The organism is Kitasatospora sp. GAS204B (genome assembly GCF_029892155.1).
Lineage (GTDB): Bacteria > Actinomycetota > Actinomycetes > Streptomycetales > Streptomycetaceae > Kitasatospora.
Genome location: NZ_JARZAG010000033.1, coordinates 13,505 through 29,666 on the forward strand (window position 1 = coordinate 13,505; position 16,162 = coordinate 29,666).

The 16,162-nt window shown below is 72.2% G+C and carries 14 protein-coding genes and 2 pseudogenes; 1 reads left to right on the forward strand and 15 read right to left on the reverse strand.

Annotated elements, in window-relative coordinates:
• Window positions 1-8: 8 nt before the first annotated feature.
• From rlmN to rpsB, 6 genes are all read right to left on the reverse strand, one after another.
• A complete protein-coding gene (rlmN, locus tag P3T41_RS32090) occupies window positions 9-1,109 on the reverse strand; it encodes a 23S rRNA (adenine(2503)-C(2))-methyltransferase RlmN (RefSeq protein ID WP_280694109.1) in 1,101 nt (366 codons plus the stop codon).
• 75 nt (window positions 1,110-1,184) lie between these two features.
• Window positions 1,185-2,144, reverse strand: a complete 960-nt coding sequence (locus P3T41_RS32095; protein ID WP_280694110.1) for a phosphatidate cytidylyltransferase — start codon at window positions 2,142-2,144, stop codon at window positions 1,185-1,187.
• Window positions 2,144-2,701, reverse strand: a complete 558-nt coding sequence (frr, locus tag P3T41_RS32100) for a ribosome recycling factor (RefSeq protein ID WP_280694111.1) — start codon at window positions 2,699-2,701, stop codon at window positions 2,144-2,146. Before frr ends, P3T41_RS32095 begins: the two co-directional genes overlap by 1 nt.
• A 76-nt stretch (window positions 2,702-2,777) precedes the next feature.
• Window positions 2,778-3,533, reverse strand: coding sequence for a UMP kinase (gene pyrH / locus P3T41_RS32105; RefSeq protein ID WP_280694112.1), 756 nt, complete (start codon window positions 3,531-3,533; stop codon window positions 2,778-2,780).
• A gap of 267 nt (window positions 3,534-3,800) precedes the next feature.
• Window positions 3,801-4,637, reverse strand: coding sequence for a translation elongation factor Ts (tsf, locus tag P3T41_RS32110; RefSeq protein ID WP_280694113.1), 837 nt, complete (start codon window positions 4,635-4,637; stop codon window positions 3,801-3,803).
• 129 nt (window positions 4,638-4,766) lie between these two features.
• Window positions 4,767-5,681 carry a 30S ribosomal protein S2 gene (gene rpsB, locus P3T41_RS32115; protein ID WP_280694114.1) on the reverse strand — a complete coding sequence of 305 codons (915 nt, stop codon included), beginning with the start codon at window positions 5,679-5,681 and terminating at the stop codon, window positions 4,767-4,769.
• A gap of 470 nt (window positions 5,682-6,151) precedes the next feature.
• On the opposite strand from rpsB, the pseudogene P3T41_RS32120 reads away from it, so the two are divergent.
• Window positions 6,152-6,703 (forward strand): annotated as a pseudogene (locus P3T41_RS32120) (M23 family metallopeptidase); the annotation flags it as partial.
• Window positions 6,704-6,783: 80 nt separating this feature from the next.
• On the opposite strand, the gene P3T41_RS32125 reads toward P3T41_RS32120, so the two are convergent.
• From P3T41_RS32125 to lepB (P3T41_RS32165), 9 genes and pseudogenes are all read right to left on the reverse strand, one after another.
• A complete protein-coding gene (locus tag P3T41_RS32125) occupies window positions 6,784-7,398 on the reverse strand; it encodes a TetR/AcrR family transcriptional regulator (RefSeq protein ID WP_280694161.1) in 615 nt (204 codons plus the stop codon).
• Window positions 7,399-7,608: 210 nt separating this feature from the next.
• Window positions 7,609-8,358: pseudogene (whiG, locus tag P3T41_RS32130) on the reverse strand (RNA polymerase sigma factor WhiG); the annotation flags it as partial.
• Window positions 8,359-9,592: 1,234 nt separating this feature from the next.
• Window positions 9,593-10,741 carry a DNA-processing protein DprA gene (gene dprA / locus P3T41_RS32135; protein ID WP_280694162.1) on the reverse strand — a complete coding sequence of 383 codons (1,149 nt, stop codon included), beginning with the start codon at window positions 10,739-10,741 and terminating at the stop codon, window positions 9,593-9,595.
• Window positions 10,742-10,815: 74 nt separating this feature from the next.
• Entirely contained in the window at window positions 10,816-12,438 is a 1,623-nt protein-coding gene (locus P3T41_RS32140) for a YifB family Mg chelatase-like AAA ATPase (RefSeq protein WP_280694115.1), read from the reverse strand.
• A gap of 1 nt (window position 12,439) precedes the next feature.
• Window positions 12,440-12,934 carry a YraN family protein gene (locus P3T41_RS32145; protein ID WP_280694116.1) on the reverse strand — a complete coding sequence of 165 codons (495 nt, stop codon included), beginning with the start codon at window positions 12,932-12,934 and terminating at the stop codon, window positions 12,440-12,442.
• A gap of 230 nt (window positions 12,935-13,164) precedes the next feature.
• Entirely contained in the window at window positions 13,165-13,491 is a 327-nt protein-coding gene (locus P3T41_RS32150; protein ID WP_101382377.1) for a DUF2469 domain-containing protein, read from the reverse strand.
• A gap of 57 nt (window positions 13,492-13,548) precedes the next feature.
• Window positions 13,549-14,052: an NUDIX domain-containing protein gene (locus P3T41_RS32155; protein WP_280694117.1), complete on the reverse strand. Its 504-nt coding sequence runs from the start codon at window positions 14,050-14,052 to the stop codon at window positions 13,549-13,551.
• A 38-nt stretch (window positions 14,053-14,090) separates the two neighbouring features.
• Complete coding sequence (lepB, locus tag P3T41_RS32160) at window positions 14,091-14,873, reverse strand: signal peptidase I (protein ID WP_280694118.1); 783 nt, start codon at window positions 14,871-14,873, stop codon at window positions 14,091-14,093.
• A gap of 172 nt (window positions 14,874-15,045) precedes the next feature.
• Window positions 15,046-16,074, reverse strand: coding sequence for a signal peptidase I (gene lepB, locus P3T41_RS32165; RefSeq protein WP_280694119.1), 1,029 nt, complete (start codon window positions 16,072-16,074; stop codon window positions 15,046-15,048).
• Window positions 16,075-16,162: the final 88 nt, after the last annotated feature.

The following is a 16,162-nucleotide window of genomic DNA, read 5'->3' on the forward strand; positions in this document are numbered from 1 at the left end:
GCTCGCCGTCAGCCGGCGGCCGCGAGCTGACCGCAGGCGCCGTCGATCTCCTGGCCACGGGTGTCGCGCACCGTGGTGGGCACGCCGTGCGCCTCCAGCCGGCGGACGAACTCGCGCTCGTCCTCGGGCCGGGAGGCGGTCCACTTGGATCCCGGTGTGGGGTTCAGCGGGATGAGGTTGACGTGCACCCGGTGGTTCTTGATCAGCCGGCCGAGCAGGTCGGCCCGCCAGGCCTGGTCGTTGATGTCCTTGATCAGCGCGTACTCGATGGAGATCCGCCGACCGGACTTCTCCGCGTAGTTCCACGCGGCGTCCAGCACCTCGGCGACCTTCCAGCGGGTGTTGACCGGCACCAGCTCGTCACGCAGCTCGTCGTCCGGCGCGTGCAGCGAGAGCGCCAGGCGGCAGCTCAGGCCCTCGTCGGCCAGTCGGTTCATGGCCGGCACCAGGCCGACGGTGGAGACCGTGATGCCGCGCTGGGAGAGGCCGAAGCCGTCGGGCGCCGGGTCGGTCAGGCGGCGGATCGCGGCCAGCACCCGGTTGTAGTTGGCCAGCGGCTCACCCATGCCCATGAAGACCACGTTGCTCAGCCGCGCCTCGCCGCCCGGGATCTCACCGGCCTTCAGCGCCCGCATGCCGGCCGCGATCTGCTCGACGATCTCGGCGGTGGACAGGTTGCGGGTGAGCCCGGCCTGGCCGGTGGCGCAGAACGGGCAGTTCATCCCGCAGCCGGCCTGCGAGCTGATGCACATGGTCACCCGGTCGGGGTAGCGCATCAGCACCGACTCGACCAGGGTGCCGTCGAAGAGCTTCCAGAGCGTCTTGCGGGTCGTGTCCTCGTCGCACGAGACGTGTCGGACCACCGACATCAGCTCGGGCAGCAGCGCGTCGGCCAGCTTCTCGCGGCCGGCCGCCGGGATGTCCGTCCAGGAGGCGGGGTCGGCGGAGAGCCGGCCGAAGTAGTGGTTGGCCAGCTGCTTGGCGCGGAACGGCTGCTCGCCCAGCTCGGCGACGACCTCCTTGCGCTCGGCGGGGCTGAGGTCGGCGAGGTGTCGCGGGGGCTTGGCGCCACGCGGCGCGACAAAGGTGAGTTCTCCGGGTGCAGGCATGGTTCAACCAGTGTCGCAGATGCGCGAAGGCCCCGGCCGGCGGTGCCGTCCAGGGCCCTGCTGCCAAGCTGGTCGTCAGCTGCCGACGAAGGCCGCCAGCAGCAGCCAGACCACCGGAGCGGTCGGCAGCAGCGAGTCCAGCCGGTCCATGATCCCGCCGTGCCCGGGCAGCAGCGTCCCCATGTCCTTGATGCCCAGATCACGCTTGATCATCGACTCGACCAGGTCGCCCAGGGTCGCGATGACCGCCGCGCAGCCACCCAGGATCAGGCCCTGCCACCAGTGGCCGTCGTCGATGATCCACTGCATCAGCAGCGCGCCGGCCAGCATCGACAGGCCGATCCCGCCGGCCAGTCCCTCACGGGTCTTGCCGGGGCTGATCGTCGGCGCCAGCTTGTTGCGGCCGAACTTGTAACCGACCGCGTAGGCCCCGGTGTCACTGCAGATGGTGACCACCAGGAAGAGCACGATCCGCTGCGGGCCGTCGTGGGCGGCGAGCATCAGCGCCACGAAGGTCGCCAGGAAGGGCACGTAGAAGGCGGTGAAGACACCCGCCGTTATGTCGCGCAGGTAGTTCTCCGGCGGCTTGGTCATCCGCCAGATCATCAGTGCCAGCGCGGTGAGGGCCAGCGCGGCCGCCGCGCCCTGCGGGCCGATCCAGTAACCGGTCGTCAGCATGGCCACGCCGCCCAGCAGCAGCGGGACCTGCGCGACGTGGATCTCCTTGCGCTCGGCCAGCCGGCTGGTCAGCTCCCAGCTGCCGACCGAGGCCGCCGCGACCACGACGAACAGGAAGAGCACCTTGACCACGAAGAGCGAAGCGATGATCACCGCCCCCAGGCCCAGCCCCACCCCTATCGCGGCGGGGAGGTTGCGGCCGCCGCGCTGCTTGCGGGGCTGCTGCGGCTCGGGCTGGGCCACCGGACTCTCCTGCGCTGGGGGTCGGGGCCCCCGGTCCACCAACGGCGAGCGCGGTGTCACGGGGGTCTGCGGGGAAGCGCCCCTCTCGCCGGGGGCCATGGGGGCATCGTTCATCAGACTTCGAGCAGCTCGGCTTCCTTGTGCTTCAGCAGCTCGTCCACCTGCGCGACGTACTTCGCGGTGGTGTCGTCGAGCTCCTTCTCCGCGCGACGGCCCTCGTCCTCGCCGATCTCGCCGTCCTTGACCAGCTTGTCGAAGGCGTCCTTGGCCTTGCGGCGGATGGTCCGGATGGAGATCTTGGCGTCCTCGCCCTTGCCGCGGGCGACCTTGATGTACTCCCGGCGGCGCTCCTCGGTCAGCTGCGGGAACGTCACCCGGATGATGTTGCCGTCGTTGGACGGGTTGACGCCCAGGTCGGAGTCACGGATCGCCTGCTCGATGTTGCGCAGCGCGCTCTTGTCGAACGGGGTGATGACCGCCATCCGCGGCTCCGGCACGGAGAACGAGGCGAGCTGGTTGATCGGGGTCGGGGCGTCGTAGTACATCGCGACGATCTTGTTGAACATCGCCGGGTGGGCCCGGCCGGTGCGGATGGCGGCGAAGTCGTCCTTGGCGACGGCGACGGCCTTCTCCATCTTCTCCTCGGCCTCGAGGAGGGTCTCTTCGATCACAGTCTGCTCCCTGTCCGGTTGCCTCGTGGCGTACTGAAATGCCCCACCGTCGCGGGGCGGCGGCGCTGCTGCTTGCTCAGGCCCGGACGGAATCCTGGCTGATGAGTGTGCCGATCTTCTCACTCTTCACCGCGCGAGCGATATTGCCCTCCGCGAGCAGCTCGAAGACCAGGATCGGCAGGCCGTTGTCCTTGCACAGGGTGATCGCGGTCAGGTCGGCGACCTTGAGATCACGCGAGATCACCTCGGAGTACTCCAGCGCGTCGAAACGCACCGCGTCCGGGTTCGTCTTGGGGTCCGAGTCGTAGACGCCGTCGACGCCGTTCTTGCCCATCAGCAGCACCTCGGCGTGGATCTCCAGGGCGCGCTGCACGGCGGTGGTGTCGGTGGAGAAGTACGGCATGCCCATGCCCGCACCGAAGATGACCACGCGGCCCTTCTCCAGGTGCCGGATCGCCCGAAGCGGCAGGTAGGGCTCGGCGACCTGGCCCATGGTGATCGCGGTCTGGACCCGGGTCTCGATGCCTTCCTTCATCAGGAAGTCCTGCAGCGCCAGGCAGTTCATCACGGTGCCGAGCATGCCCATGTAGTCCGAGCGGGCCCGGTCCATGCCGCGGACCTGCAGCTCGGCGCCGCGGAAGAAGTTGCCGCCGCCGATGACCACCGCGACCTCGGTGCCCTGCCGGACCACCGTGGCGATCTCGCGAGCGATCTTGTGGACGACATCGGGGTCGACGCCGAGGCCGCCTCCGCCGGCGAACGCCTCACCGGACAGCTTGAGCAGAACGCGACGGCTGGTGCCGTCCTGCGCGGACTCCTGCGTCTTCTCCATCGACTTCTCCTTCTACACCTGCTGGTTCACAGGCTATTCACCTGCTGACTCGCGGGCCGGGGTGTGCGGCCCCCGGGCCCGGCTGCGCGGGCCGTCGGCCTTGCTGTGCGGCCGGGCCGCCCGCGCATACACGCAAGGAGGCCACTGCCGCGGGAACCGGTACGGTCTCCTGCACGGCAATGGCCTCCTCGTCGTTCTGGTGCCGACTCACTGGAGTCCAGCTGCGGCGGCGGTTCCTACCTTAGGCGGGAACCAGGTGAACGTGGGTCAGGCGCCGACGCGGAAGCGGGCGAAGCGCTTGAGGGCGACGCCGTTCTCCTCGAGGACCTTGGCGACGGTCTTCTTGTTGTCCTTCGCGAAGGCCTGCTCCAGAACGGAGTTCTCCTTGACGAAGCCGGTGACGCGACCCTCGACGATCTTCGGCAGGGCAGCCTCGGGCTTGCCCTCCTCACGAGCGGTGGCCTCGGCGACACGACGCTCGTTCTCCAGCGCCTCGGCCGGGATCTGCTCGCGGGAGAGGTACTTCGGCGCGAAGGCGGCGATGTGCTGCGCGACGTCCTTGGCGACGTCCACGTTCTCCTTGTCGAGCTCGACCAGGACGCCGACCTGCGGCGGGAGGTCGGGAGAGGTGCGGTGCAGGTAGACCGCGACGTAGCCGTCGGCGAACAGGGCGAAGCGGTCCAGGACGATCTTCTCGCCCAGGTTCGCGTTGGCCTCGTCCACGAACTGCTGGACGGTCTTGCCGGGCTCGATCTCGGAGGCCAGCGCGGCGTCCAGGTCGGCCGGGGCGGCCTTGGCGAGGTGCGCGGCGATCGTGTCGGCGACCGCGACGAACTTCTCGCTCTTGGCGACGAAGTCGGTCTCGCACTTGAGCTCGACCAGCACACCGGACTTGGCGTCGGCGGCGATCACAGCGACGACGGCACCGTTCTCGGCGGTGCGGCCCTCGCGCTTCGCGACACCCTTGAGGCCCTTGATGCGGATGAGCTCAAGGGCCTTGTCGACGTTGCCCTCGGCCTCGTCGAGAGCCTTCTTGCAGTCCATCATGCCGGCGCCGGTGAGCTCACGGAGCTTCTTGACGTCCGCGGCGGAGATGTTCGCCATGGTGTGAATCTCTTCTCGCGTCTCGCGTGTCTGCGGTGTGGGTGTGCCGGGGCTGCTGGTTCAGCCCCGGTACGTGGAGAGAGGGGCACTCGCCGGTGCGTACCGGCGAGTGCCCCTCACCTCGGTACGTCAGGCCTGCTCGGCCTCGGCGGCCGGCGCCTCGGCGGCGGGGGCCTCAGCAACGACCTCGGCCTCGGCGGCGGGGGCCTCCTCGGCCGCGGGGGCCTCGGCAGCGGCGTCGGCGGCGGGGGCCTCCTCGGCCTTCGCCTCACCGGTCGCCAGGAGGTCCTGCTCCCAGTCGGCCAGCGGCTGGTCGGCGCCCGGCTCGGCCTTGACATCGCCCTTGGCGACACCGGCGCGGGCCTTGAGGCCCTCGGCGACGGCGTCGGCGATCACGCGGGTCAGCAGGGTGACGGAGCGGATCGCGTCATCGTTGCCCGGGATCTTGTAGTCGACCTCGTCGGGGTCGCAGTTGGTGTCGAGGATCGCGACGACCGGGATGTTGAGCTTCCGGGCCTCGCCGACCGCGATGTGCTCCTTCTTGGTGTCCACGATCCAGACGGCGCTGGGAACGCGCTGCATGTCGCGGATACCGCCGAGGGTCTTCTCGAGCTTGGTGTGCTCGCGCTCGAGGACCAGGAGCTCCTTCTTGGTGAGGCCGGAGCCGGCCACGTCCGTGAAGTCGATCTCGCCGAGCTCCTTCATCCGCTGAAGGCGCTTGTAGACGGTCTGGAAGTTGGTCAGCATGCCGCCGAGCCAGCGCTGGTTCACGTAGGGCATGCCCACGCGGGTGGCCTGCTCGGCGATGGCCTCCTGGGCCTGCTTCTTGGTGCCGACGAAGAGGACGCTGCCGCCGTGGGCAACGGTCTCCTTGACGAACTCGAAGGCGCGGTCGATGTAGTTCAGCGACTGCAGCAGGTCGATGATGTAGATGCCGTTGCGCTCCGTGAAGATGAAGCGCTTCATCTTCGGGTTCCAACGACGGGTCTGGTGACCGAAGTGGACGCCGCTCTCCAGCAGCTCCCGCATCGTGACGACGGCCATGGCCGTGCTCCTCAGGTGTTGCGCCCGGCGCTCGTTGCTGCCTCGCGGCACTCGGCGGCGACCGGGTCTGCTCGGTTGTCCGTGCCGGTCGGGTGACCGTCACGCCTGACGCCCCGACGTGCCGAGCCGCCGTGCCTGGGCGGCGGGGCCGCGACAGGCTCGGAAGGACCGAGCGGCACTCGCACCGGAGGGGCGGCGAACCGGGCCGGAGGCGGCGGTCCGCGCGCGTCATCGCCGGTGGCGGGGCGTGCGAAGTCGACCCGGTGAGCCGGGTCGCGTGTGAAGTGTACGGGAAGCGCCGAGTAACGGGCGACTCTGCGCGGGTGCGGTGGACAAGATGGTCGCTCGTCCGATGATCACAAGGCAGCTGCGGCGATGTGGGTGAAGGGCGTTGTCCACAGGGGCCGGGTTCTCCACAGCTTTCGGGACCGGCGCCGCGCGGGCGGGCGAGCGGGTGGAACCTCGCGAGCATGAGAGCTTCGCTGCGCACCCGGTCCGGCTACGCCGCCGTCTTTCCCCTCGCCCTCCTCCGCACCGCCTCCGCTCTGCTCTGCGTGCTGTCTGCGCTCTGCGTGCTCTGCGTGCTCTGCGTGCTGATCGATCCTTCGGCCGCGCAGGCGACTGCGCACGGCGACGGCGTACCGGCGGCGGTCGGGCTCGATCCCGGGCGGGCCTGGCCGGTCGGCGGGCCGAGCGGATTGCTGCGGCGGTTCGCGCCACCGCCCGCGCCCTGGGCCGCCGGGCATCGCGGGGTCGATCTCGCGGCGGCCGGCGGTGAGCCCGTGCGGGCCGCCGCGCCGGGGGCCGTCGCCTTCGTCGGCGAGGTCGCCGGACGTCCGGTGGTGACGGTGCTTCACCCGGGTACGGGTGCCCCACCGTTGCGCACCACCTACCTGCCGGTCATCGGGAGTGCCCCGGTCGGCAGTCAGGTGGCGGCGGGCGAGGTCATCGGGCAGCTGGCACCGGGCGGCGGGCACTGCGCGGCGGACTGCCTGCACTGGGGGCTGCTGCGCGGCGATCGCTACCTCGACCCGCTCGCGCTCCTCGGTGCCGCGCGGGCCAGGCTGCTGCCGCCGCACCCACCGGCACTGGCGCTGGCGGCTCAGCCGCAGGCCTGGCCGTCCTGGCCGTCCTGGACGGCGGGGCCTCGGCTCGGGCCCAGGGTGGCCAGCCCGCGCAGCGCGAGCGTGACGGCGGTGTCGGTGATCAGGGCGCGCTCGGTGGCGGACCGGCCCTGCGAGCATCTGACCGCCGACTCCACCACGCCCTGCAACAGCGTCGCCGCCAGGCGCGGCTCCGGGTGGCCGAGCTCGTCCAGCGCGTCCACCACCAACCCCACCAGCTCCGCGTGGGCGGCGCGGATCCGGCGCCTGGCGGCCTCGTCCAGCTCCATCGCGGAGAGCGCGACGATGGCCCGATGCCGCGGGTCGCCCGCCAGCGCGAGCTGGCCGCGGACATACGCCTCCAGCCTGCCGACCGCGCCGTCGCAGGCCGCCATGCCGGCCTCGATCTCCGCCGCCCAGAGCGGGAAGTCGACTTCGCAGAGCTGCTCCACCACCACGGCCCGGGACTTGAAGTACTCGTAGACCGACGAGCGGGCCAGCCCGGTGCGAGCGGCCAGCGAGGGGAACGTGAGCGCCTCCACGCCACCCTCCGTCAGCAGCGCGCGGGCCGCGTCCAGGAGGGCGGCACGTTGCAGCTGACGATGCTCGGCCAGGGTGGCGGCTCGGATCTTCGGCACCGTCCCACTGTACGGAGCCAGCCGGGCCACCGGGACGGCGGCGCACCCTCGCAAACGCCAGGGTGCGGCTCGGCCGGGCGCGGGCTGGTCGTCGCGGGCCTGCCGTCGCGGGCCGGTCGACACCGATCAGGCGACGCGGACCGGTCAGCGCCGATCGGTCAGCACTGATCAGTCAGGGCCGATCGGTCAGCGCAGATCGGTCAGTTTCGCCCGCAGTTGCAGCACGGACTTGGTGTGGATCTGGCTGACCCGACTCTCCGTCACGCCCAGGACCTGGCCGATCTCCGCCAGCGTCAGGCCCTCGTAGTAGTAGAGCGTCACCACGGTCTTCTCCCGCTGGGGCAGGGTGTTGATGGCGCGCGCCAGCAGCTTGCGCAGCTCACGGTCCTCGGCGATCTCGACCGGGTCGTCGGCTCCGGTGTCCACCAGGGTGTCCATCAGACTCAGCCGCTCACCGCCCTCACCGGCCGGGTGGAGCAGTTCGTCCAGCGCCACCACGTTGGCGAGCGAGAGCTGGCTGAAGATCGCGTGCAGGTCCTCGATGGCGATTCCCATCTCGGCGGCCACCTCGGGCTCGTGCGGGGTCCGCCGCAGCCGGGCCTCCAGGGTGGCGTAGGTCCGCTCCACCGCCTTGGCCTTCTGCCGGACCGAGCGGGGGATCCAGTCCAGCGCCCGCAGTTCGTCGATGATCGCGCCACGGATCCGGCTGATCGCATAGGTCTCGAACTTGATCGCCCGGTCGAGGTCGAACTTCTCGATCGCGTCGATCAGACCGAAGATCCCGGACGAGACGAAATCCGCCTGCTCGACATTGGCCGGCAGACCGACTCCGACCCGACCGGCCACGTATTTGACCAGTGGGGAGTAGTGGAGGATCAGCTGTTCGCGGAGATTGGCGTCACCGGTGCTCTTGTAGGAGCGCCAGAGTGCTTCGAGCCCGCTGAGCTTCGGCGCGGTGGCGCTGCGCGCGGCGACAGGGGCGCCGAGGGTGTCCGGCGTCGACGGCGTGGTGGTAGGCGCGGGGGGTGGTGAGCTGTTCGGCACGGCGGGACCGGCGGGACCGGCGGGAGCCGCCGGCCGACCAGGCTGAGCACGCGGGCCGGGGGGCGCGGGTGTCGGCACGCCGGCCGGTGGTGGTGTCGCAGCGGCAGCCGGCCCGGGACCGGTCGACGTGGTGACCATCGGACCGGCCTGCCGCCCGAGCCTGCCCGACGACACGGCACCGGGTGCGAACGGGCTTGGCTGGCGCCGGGGGCCGGTCGGCGGGCCGATCGCCTCGAGGGTGGGCGAACCGCCGCTCTGGCCGGCGTCGACCAGGCCTGCGCCGTCGCGGCGCGCGCCCGCACGGGCGGGCGACGGCACCGAGGCCAGCGCGCTCGGTGTCGTGGCGACCAGCGGCGCCCGCCCTACCCCGCTGCTCTGATTTCGCACGTACGCGCGTCTGCGGGCTCGCGATCGCCCCTCGGTCGCCGGCACCGATGGCAGGACGGCAGCAGAGGGCGCCTGGTCTGCGGGCGCAGCCGCTTCGGCGGCGGCCGCGGTGTTCTGGTCGGCGGCACTGGCCGGCGTCTCGGCAACCCGGCTGGGCAGCTCGGCAGCAGCGGTGCCTGCGGCGGCAGGAGCGACGCCGCCCGAGGGGACCGTCGGGGCAGGCGAAACCGGGGAGGCCGATTGGTCTAGTGGGACTGATGGGGTGCCCGACCGTGGCCTGCCCGGCGGACCGTCCGCCCCGCTCGGGGGAGGCGCCGCGTTCGGTGGTGGCGCCAGGCTCGGTGACGCGTCCCCGCCCGACGGCTCCGGCGTCCCCAGGGGATTCGCCACAGTCGGTGTCGGCAGGACGGGCTTCGCGGGCCGGGCACCGGGGGCGGGACGCGAGTCGGTGCCGGAGCCCCCCGAGGGCAGGCCGGCACTGGTCACCCTGTGTCCGGGAATGTGTGTGGGCATACGTGGGTTTGCGCCGTTCTGCCGAGTCATGTGCTGATAGGGAAGCCATTGGCGAGCGTAGCGTGACCAAGTCCTTGCACAGCGCTACCACCACTGGCCGTCGCCCGTTCCGGTGGCGTTCACTCGGTCGCGGGAGCGTTCTCCGGACGGAGCGCGGCACCGTCGCGCGGCCCGGGCGCCCGTGACCGCATCAACGAGCGCCTGCGGCCGCACGATTCGTCAGCTGTCAACGGATCACCCTCCAGTGCGATCCCGCCCGCTGGACGAATCCCAGCGAGCACAGTTCGTAGAGCTCCTTGAGCACCTGGTCAGCGGGGAGCGCGGCGCGCAGCGCGAGCTCACCGACCGGCGCGCCGAGCGGTCCGGCCGGGATCGCCTCCAGCACCAGGGCGGCGCTGTGGTGCAGCAGGTCCCGCGGCCGGGGTCGGGAGCGGGCCGGCGGCGGCAGGTCGGCCCCGATCGCGCCGATCTGCTCGATCACCTCGGCCGCGTCGGTGACCAGGGTCGCGCCACCGCCACGGATCAGCGCGTGCACGCCGGCCGAGAGCTCGGAGGTGACCGGACCGCAGACGCCCATCGTGTGCCGGTTGAGCTCCTGGGCCCGCCGGGCCGTGCTGAGCGCTCCGCTGCGCGGCGCCGCCTCCACCACGACCGTGCCCCGGGTCAGCGCGGCGAGCACCCGGTTGCGCAGCACGAACCGGAAGCGGTTCGGGTGCTCCCCCGGTGGCAGTTCGCTGACCAGCTGGCCCTGCTCGCTGATCCGGCGGATCAACTCGCTGTTGCCGCGCGGGTAGCGCACGTCGACCCCGCAGGCGAGCACCGCCACGGTCATGCCACCGACCGCCAGCGCACCCCGGTGGGCGGCCGCGTCCACGCCATAGGCGGCTCCCGAGCAGACCACCCAGCCACGCTCGGCGAGCGCTGCCGCCAGCTCGGTCGCGACGTGCGCGCCGTAGGCCGTGCAGGAGCGGGCGCCGACCACGGCAACCGAGCGCAGCGCGAGCAGGCGCAGCGATCCGGTACCCAGGACCCAGAGGCCGATCGGCGCGGCGTCGGCCAGATCGGCGAGCTGGCTGGGCCACTCGGCGTCGCCGGGCACCAGGAACCGGCCGCCGAGGGAGTGCAGGCGTTCGAGGTCGGCAGGCGGATCGACGAGCGCCAGGCGCTCTCGCAGGACTGCCAGGCGCTGCTGATCGAGTCTCAGCTCCCGGTGCGTGCCGCCGCCACGCAGCAGCTCCACCAGCTCGACCGCCGGGCGCGAGCGCAACCAGCGGCCGACCGCGGCGCTGCCCGGCTCGAACAGCCGGGTCAACGCCACCCGGGCCAGCCGCTCCTGCTCCGGCGTCACCGGCGCGGCGGCGCCGCCGAGCGGCAGTTCGGTCTGGACGGCATCGGGCGGTCGGCCGTCCAGCGATGGGCCGTCCCACGGCACGTCATCCGCCGATCGCCTCACAGCCGACCTCCTGACTCCCCGCCGAGCGAGCGGACGCCGCCCGGAAAACCGCGCCGCAGCGCGAGCGCGGTGCGCACTTCGACGGCCCCCGGGGCGTCATGGCCCGCCAGGTCCGCCACGGTCCAGGCGACTCGCAGCACACGGTCCAACCCGCGCGCCGTGAGCAGCCCGCGCTCCATCTCCCGTTCGGCCTCCGCCAGCGAACCCTCCGCCGGCCGCCAACGGGTCCGCAGCTCCCGCCCGGGCACCTGGGCGTTGGTGCGCCACGGCGTCCCGGTGAGGCGGGCCGCCGCCCGCTCCCGCGCGGCCCGCACCCGCTCGGCCACCACCCGGGTGCGCTCGGCCGACCGCTCGCGCCCCAGCAGTTCGGTCCGGGTCACCGGGTCGACCTGGACCCGCAGATCCACCCGGTCCAGCAGCGGTCCGGAGAGCCGTGCCTGATACCTGCTCACCATGGTCGGCGTGCAGTCGCACCCCTCGCCCCGGCGCGAGTGGCGCCCGCAGGGGCACGGATTGGCCGCGAGGCAGAGCAGGAAGTTGGCCGGCAGTCGCAGCGAACCGGCCGAGCGGGCGATGATCACCTCGCCCGACTCCAGCGGCTGGCGCAGTGCGTCGAGCACCCGGACCGGGAACTCCGGTGCCTCGTCCAGGAAGAGCACGCCTCGGTGCGAGAGGGAGACCGCGCCCGGTCGGGGCAGCCCGCTGCCGCCGCCGATGATGGCGGGCATCGTGGTCGAGTGGTGTGGCGCGCAGTAGGGCGGCAGGTCGATCAGCGGGCGGCCCGGCGGCAGCAGCCCGGCCACCGAGTGGACGGCGGTGACCTCCAGCGCCTCGGCCCTGGTCAGGGGTGGGAGCAGGCCGGGCAGCCGCTCGGCGAGCATCGTCTTGCCGGCGCCGGGCGGCCCCTTCAGGTAGAGGTGGTGAGCCCCCGCGGCCGCGATCTCCAGCGCCCGGCGGGCCTCCTCCTGCCCGGCGACGTCGCCCAGGTCGGGCCCGTACTCGGAGTCGGCGGTGGTGCGGCGCACGGCGGTGCCGGGCAGCATCAGTCCGGACATCAACGGGTCGGGGGCGCCCGCCACGGCGTCCGGCGGTTCGTCCGGCACCGGCTCGTCGGTGAGCAGCGCGATCAGCTGCCGCAGGCTGCGCACCCCGAGCACCGAGACCCCGGGGACCAGCGCGGCCTCGGCCGCGGTCTGCTCGGCCACCACCACCTGGCGGTAGCCGGCGTCGGCGGCGGCCAGCACCGAGGGCAGCACGCCGCGCACCGGCCGGACCCGGCCGTCCAGCCCCAGTTCGCCGATGATCAGCAGGTCGGCGATAGCGGGCGGGGGCAGCCGCTCGGCGGCGGCCAGTACGGCGCAGGCCACCGCGAGATCGAAGCCGCTGCCGCTCTTGGGCACCGAGGCGGGACTGAGCCCCACGGTGAGCTTGCGCTGCGGCCACCGCTCGCCGGAGTTGGAGATGGCGGCGCGGACCCGGTCGCGCGCCTCGCTGAGCGCTTTGTCGGGCAAGCCGACGAGGGTGAAGGCGGCGACGCCCGGCTCGAGGTCGGCCTGGACCTCGACCACCACGCCGTCCACCCCGAGCAGGGCCACCGAGCAGGTACGGGCGAAGGCCATCTCAGACCACTCCCCGCAGGTGCTCGATCCGCGCGGCACCGCGGGCCCGGCTGACCACCGAGACCAGGTCGATCCGCACACCGCCGGGCGGCAACGGCACCTCGCCGACGGGTAGCACCGGCACGATCGGTTGTGCGGTGGTCCCGGCGGCCGGCGACGGGGTTGCGGGCGGCGCGGACGTCGCCGATGTCGGCGGCAGCGCCCAGGCGAACCGGGCGAAGTGCTCCGGCCACCGTTCGACCAGCCAGCGCTCGGCGAGTCGGCGCAGCCGGTCGACCTTGGCCGGGCCGAGGGCCTCCTCGGGCTGCTGGAAACTGTGCTCGGAGCGGGTCTTGACCTCGCAGACGGCGATCGTGTCGTCGTCCAGCAGGATGATGTCGAGCTCGCCCTCCGGGCAGCGCCAGTTGCGCTCCAGGACCCGCAGGCCGTCCTCCGCGAGGCGGCGGGCGGCCACCTCCTCGCCATAGCGGCCAAGGGCCGTGTTCGCGTTCTGCATTGGCGATCACCTCCGATTACGGAGGTTGCCGCCGGGCGGCCGAGCCGGCCACGGGGTGTCGTCAGGCTGTGGAGAACCCCGAGGGTGTGGACAGGTGCGGTCGCTCAGTTGGGCGCGGCCGCATGGAGATCATCCGATGAAACGTTCAGCCTGGACGTCCCACCCGTGACATCCCCAACCGCGACATCCCCACCCCGACATCCGCACCCCGACATCCGCACCCGCGACGCTCAGCTCCCGAAGCCGGCGTCGTCCGAGGGCAGCTCGAGGTCGCTCTTCGCGAGCTCCTCGATGTTCACGTCCTTGAAGGTCAGCACCCGCACCTTGCGGACGAATCTGGCCGGCCGGTACATGTCCCAGACCCAGGCGTCGGCCATCGAGACCTCGAAGAACACCTCCCCCTGCACCGAGTGCACCTGCAGCTCGTAGTCATTGGTGAGGTAGAACCGGCGCTCGGTCTCGATCACGTACTTGAAGAGGCCGACGACGTCCTTGTACTCCCGGTAGAGCTTGAGCTCCATCTCGGTCTCGTATTTCTCGAGATCTTCCGCGCTCATTCAGGCGTCCCCTCAGGTCGTCGAGTCCTTCCCCATTGTGGACCACGGCACCCGCACTCAGAGGCGGACCGGCTCGATGGGCGGGCCCTGCCGCAACAGCAGCTCCAGCAGCTCGGCCAGGCGCTCGGGGTAGACCTGCTCGGCCGTCCGGCACAGCTCCGCCACCGTCCACCAGCGCGCCTCGCGCAACTGCTCGCGCTCGTCCGGCGCGCTCCCGGAGCTGTCCAGGGCGGCCGGTGGAGCGTCGGGGGTGCGGGGCAGGCGGGCCAGGTGGAAGGACTGGCGCTGCTCGTACCGCTCGCCGTCGTAACTGAACTCCGCCAGGTCGACGGCCACCACCGGGCCCAGTTCGACCCCGGCCAGCCCGGTCTCCTCGGCCAGCTCGCGCAGCGCCGCCGTCCGGCCGTCCTCCCCCGGCTCCAGCCCGCCGCCGGGCGTGAACCACCAGGTGCGCGCCGGCTCGGCGGGGTCGAAGCCGTGGAAGAGCAGCACCCGGTCCGCCGCATCGAGCAGCAGTACCCGGGCGGCCTCCCGCCGTCGCACCGGTTCCCGCGCTGCCATCCGAACCCCCTGCCCTGCCGACCAGCCCGACCTGACGGCTACGAGCGCCCCGCCCCGCGGATCCGCCGGACCAGCGTGGCCACCGGGCCGGTCAGCGAGGTCAGCACGATGATCACCGCGCCCGCCGCCATCGCCCACGCCAGCGGCACCAGCGGCCCGGGCCGGCTGGCCGTCGGGCCGCCCAGCGCGTCGAAGGCCACCGTACGCCCCCACAGACCGGAGTGTCCGAAGGGCCAGACGGTCGCTTCCACCCGCGCCTGCACCTGCGAGGTGGCCACCGTCCCCGCCAGGTCGTCCAGGTGCGTGCGGGAGTCCAGCGAGCCGGTGCGGTTGTCACCGAGCAGGAAGAGCCGCCCGGCCGGGACCTTCGCGCTGAACGCCGCGCTCGGCGGGCCGCCGGGCGCCAGGTAGGACTCGTCGAGCGGGACGCCGTTGACGGTGAAGCGGTGCTGCGCGTCGCAGCAGGCCACCGTGTCGCCACCGACCCCCACCACGCGCTTGACCATGGTCGCGTTGCCCCAGGTCGGGTCGTGGAAGACCACGATGTCGCCGCGCCCGATCCGGTTGCCGTCCACCGTGCGGGCCAGCACGGTGTCGCCGGCCGCGATGGTGGGGGCCATCGAACTGGTGGGCACCGCGTACGGACGGTAGTCCAGCGCGATCATCCCGAAGCCGCCCAGCAGCAGCCCGAGGCCCAGAACCAGGGCCACCCCCTGCAGCACCGCGCCGATCTCCGGGCGCCGCCGGGCGGGCCGGGCCGGGCCGGTGGACGCGGCGGCGGAGCCGGCCGGACCGGGGGTTTCTTCGGCGAGCCTGCTCATCGGGACCGTCCTGGGTACGAGGGACCGGACACGGCGGCGGGCCGTGGCACGTCCGAGCAGATTACTCGTCGGTACCACGGCCCGCGCAAGAGCCGAGCAGGGAGGAACAAGGGCCGAGCGGCCGGCGGAGCGGCTAGGTCCTGTCCGGCCGATCTTGCCGGGCGGACAGGGCCTAGTCGCGACGCTTGCGCCGCAGCCACAGGGCCACCGGCATGGTCCCCACCACACCGAGGGCCGGCGGCACCAGGCCCTCGGCCGAGATGCCCTTCTGGTCGAAGGTGGAGGGCACCGGCAGGGTGGCCCAGTGGTTCACCGGCCAGGCCACCACGAAGGCCCGCCCGACCACGTCGTTCACCGAGACGAAGCCGCCGCCCGGCTCGCTCTTGGTCGGCGGCTGGTCCTGGTGGAAGCGCGAGTCGAGCGAGTCGTTGCGGTGGTCGCCCATCACCCAGATCGCGTTCGCCGGCACCTTGACCGGCCCGAACGGCGTGCCGCCGCACGGGTTGGGGGGCACCATGCCGGGCGTGTAGACGTACGGCTCGTTCAGCGCGACCCCGTTGACCTTGAGCGGCCCGTTGCCCTGGCACTCCACGGTGTCACCTGCGACCCCGATCACGCGCTTGATCAGGTCCTTCTCGTTGGCCGCCGGCATCAGGCCGATGAAGCTGAGCACGTCCTGGACGCCCCGGACCACCGAGTTGGAACTCTGCTGGGCGGTCTCGCCGTCGCCCAGCCAGCCGCCCGGGTCGTGGAAGACCACCACGTCGCCGCGGTCCGGCTTGGCGCCGAACCACGGGGTCAGCTTGTCGACCAGCACCCGGTCGCCGATCTGCAGGGTCTGCTCCATCGACGCGGAGGGGATCGAGAAGGCCTGGACGAAGAAGGTCTTGATGACCAGCGCCAGGACCAGCGCGATACCGATCAGGATCGGCAGTTCCTTCCAGAACGAGCGCTGCTTGCGCTCGCCACCACCGGGCTTCTCCGGCACGTCGTCCACCTCGTCCGGCACCGGCGGCCGGCCTGCTCCGGACTGCCCGGGCGCGCCGTTGTCGGGCAGCTCGCCCTCACCGTGGCCGCCGCCGGGCCCGCCAGGGCCGTCGGTGGGCTCGGATGGCTGTCCGGATTCGGTGGACTGGGCCGTGCGGCCGCCGGAACCCTCAGGCTCGCCGGCCCCGCGGGCGCCGATCACCAGATCCCCCACGACATCTCCTCCCTGCTGTGCGGACGACTGTCGTCCGCGCTCACCAGTGCCGCACAGCCGGCACCACGCCTGTGACCGACCGTGAACC

Excerpts from the sequence above, each read along its gene's own strand:
- lepB (WP_280694118.1), bottom strand. The coding sequence starts at position 14,873 with ATGAGCAGGCTCGCCGAAGAAACCCCCGGTCCGGCCGGCTCCGCCGCC.
- P3T41_RS32140 (WP_280694115.1), bottom strand. The coding sequence starts at position 12,438 with ATGGCCTTCGCCCGTACCTGCTCGGTGGCCCTGCTCGGGGTGGACGGC.
- P3T41_RS32155 (WP_280694117.1), bottom strand. The coding sequence starts at position 14,052 with ATGGCAGCGCGGGAACCGGTGCGACGGCGGGAGGCCGCCCGGGTACTG.
- tsf (WP_280694113.1), bottom strand. The coding sequence starts at position 4,637 with ATGGCGAACATCTCCGCCGCGGACGTCAAGAAGCTCCGTGAGCTCACC.
- P3T41_RS32145 (WP_280694116.1), bottom strand. The coding sequence starts at position 12,934 with ATGCAGAACGCGAACACGGCCCTTGGCCGCTATGGCGAGGAGGTGGCC.
- pyrH (WP_280694112.1), bottom strand. The coding sequence starts at position 3,533 with ATGGAGAAGACGCAGGAGTCCGCGCAGGACGGCACCAGCCGTCGCGTT.
- rpsB (WP_280694114.1), bottom strand. The coding sequence starts at position 5,681 with ATGGCCGTCGTCACGATGCGGGAGCTGCTGGAGAGCGGCGTCCACTTC.
- P3T41_RS32095 (WP_280694110.1), bottom strand. The coding sequence starts at position 2,144 with ATGAACGATGCCCCCATGGCCCCCGGCGAGAGGGGCGCTTCCCCGCAG.
- P3T41_RS32150 (WP_101382377.1), bottom strand. The coding sequence starts at position 13,491 with ATGAGCGCGGAAGATCTCGAGAAATACGAGACCGAGATGGAGCTCAAG.
- rlmN (WP_280694109.1), bottom strand. The coding sequence starts at position 1,109 with ATGCCTGCACCCGGAGAACTCACCTTTGTCGCGCCGCGTGGCGCCAAG.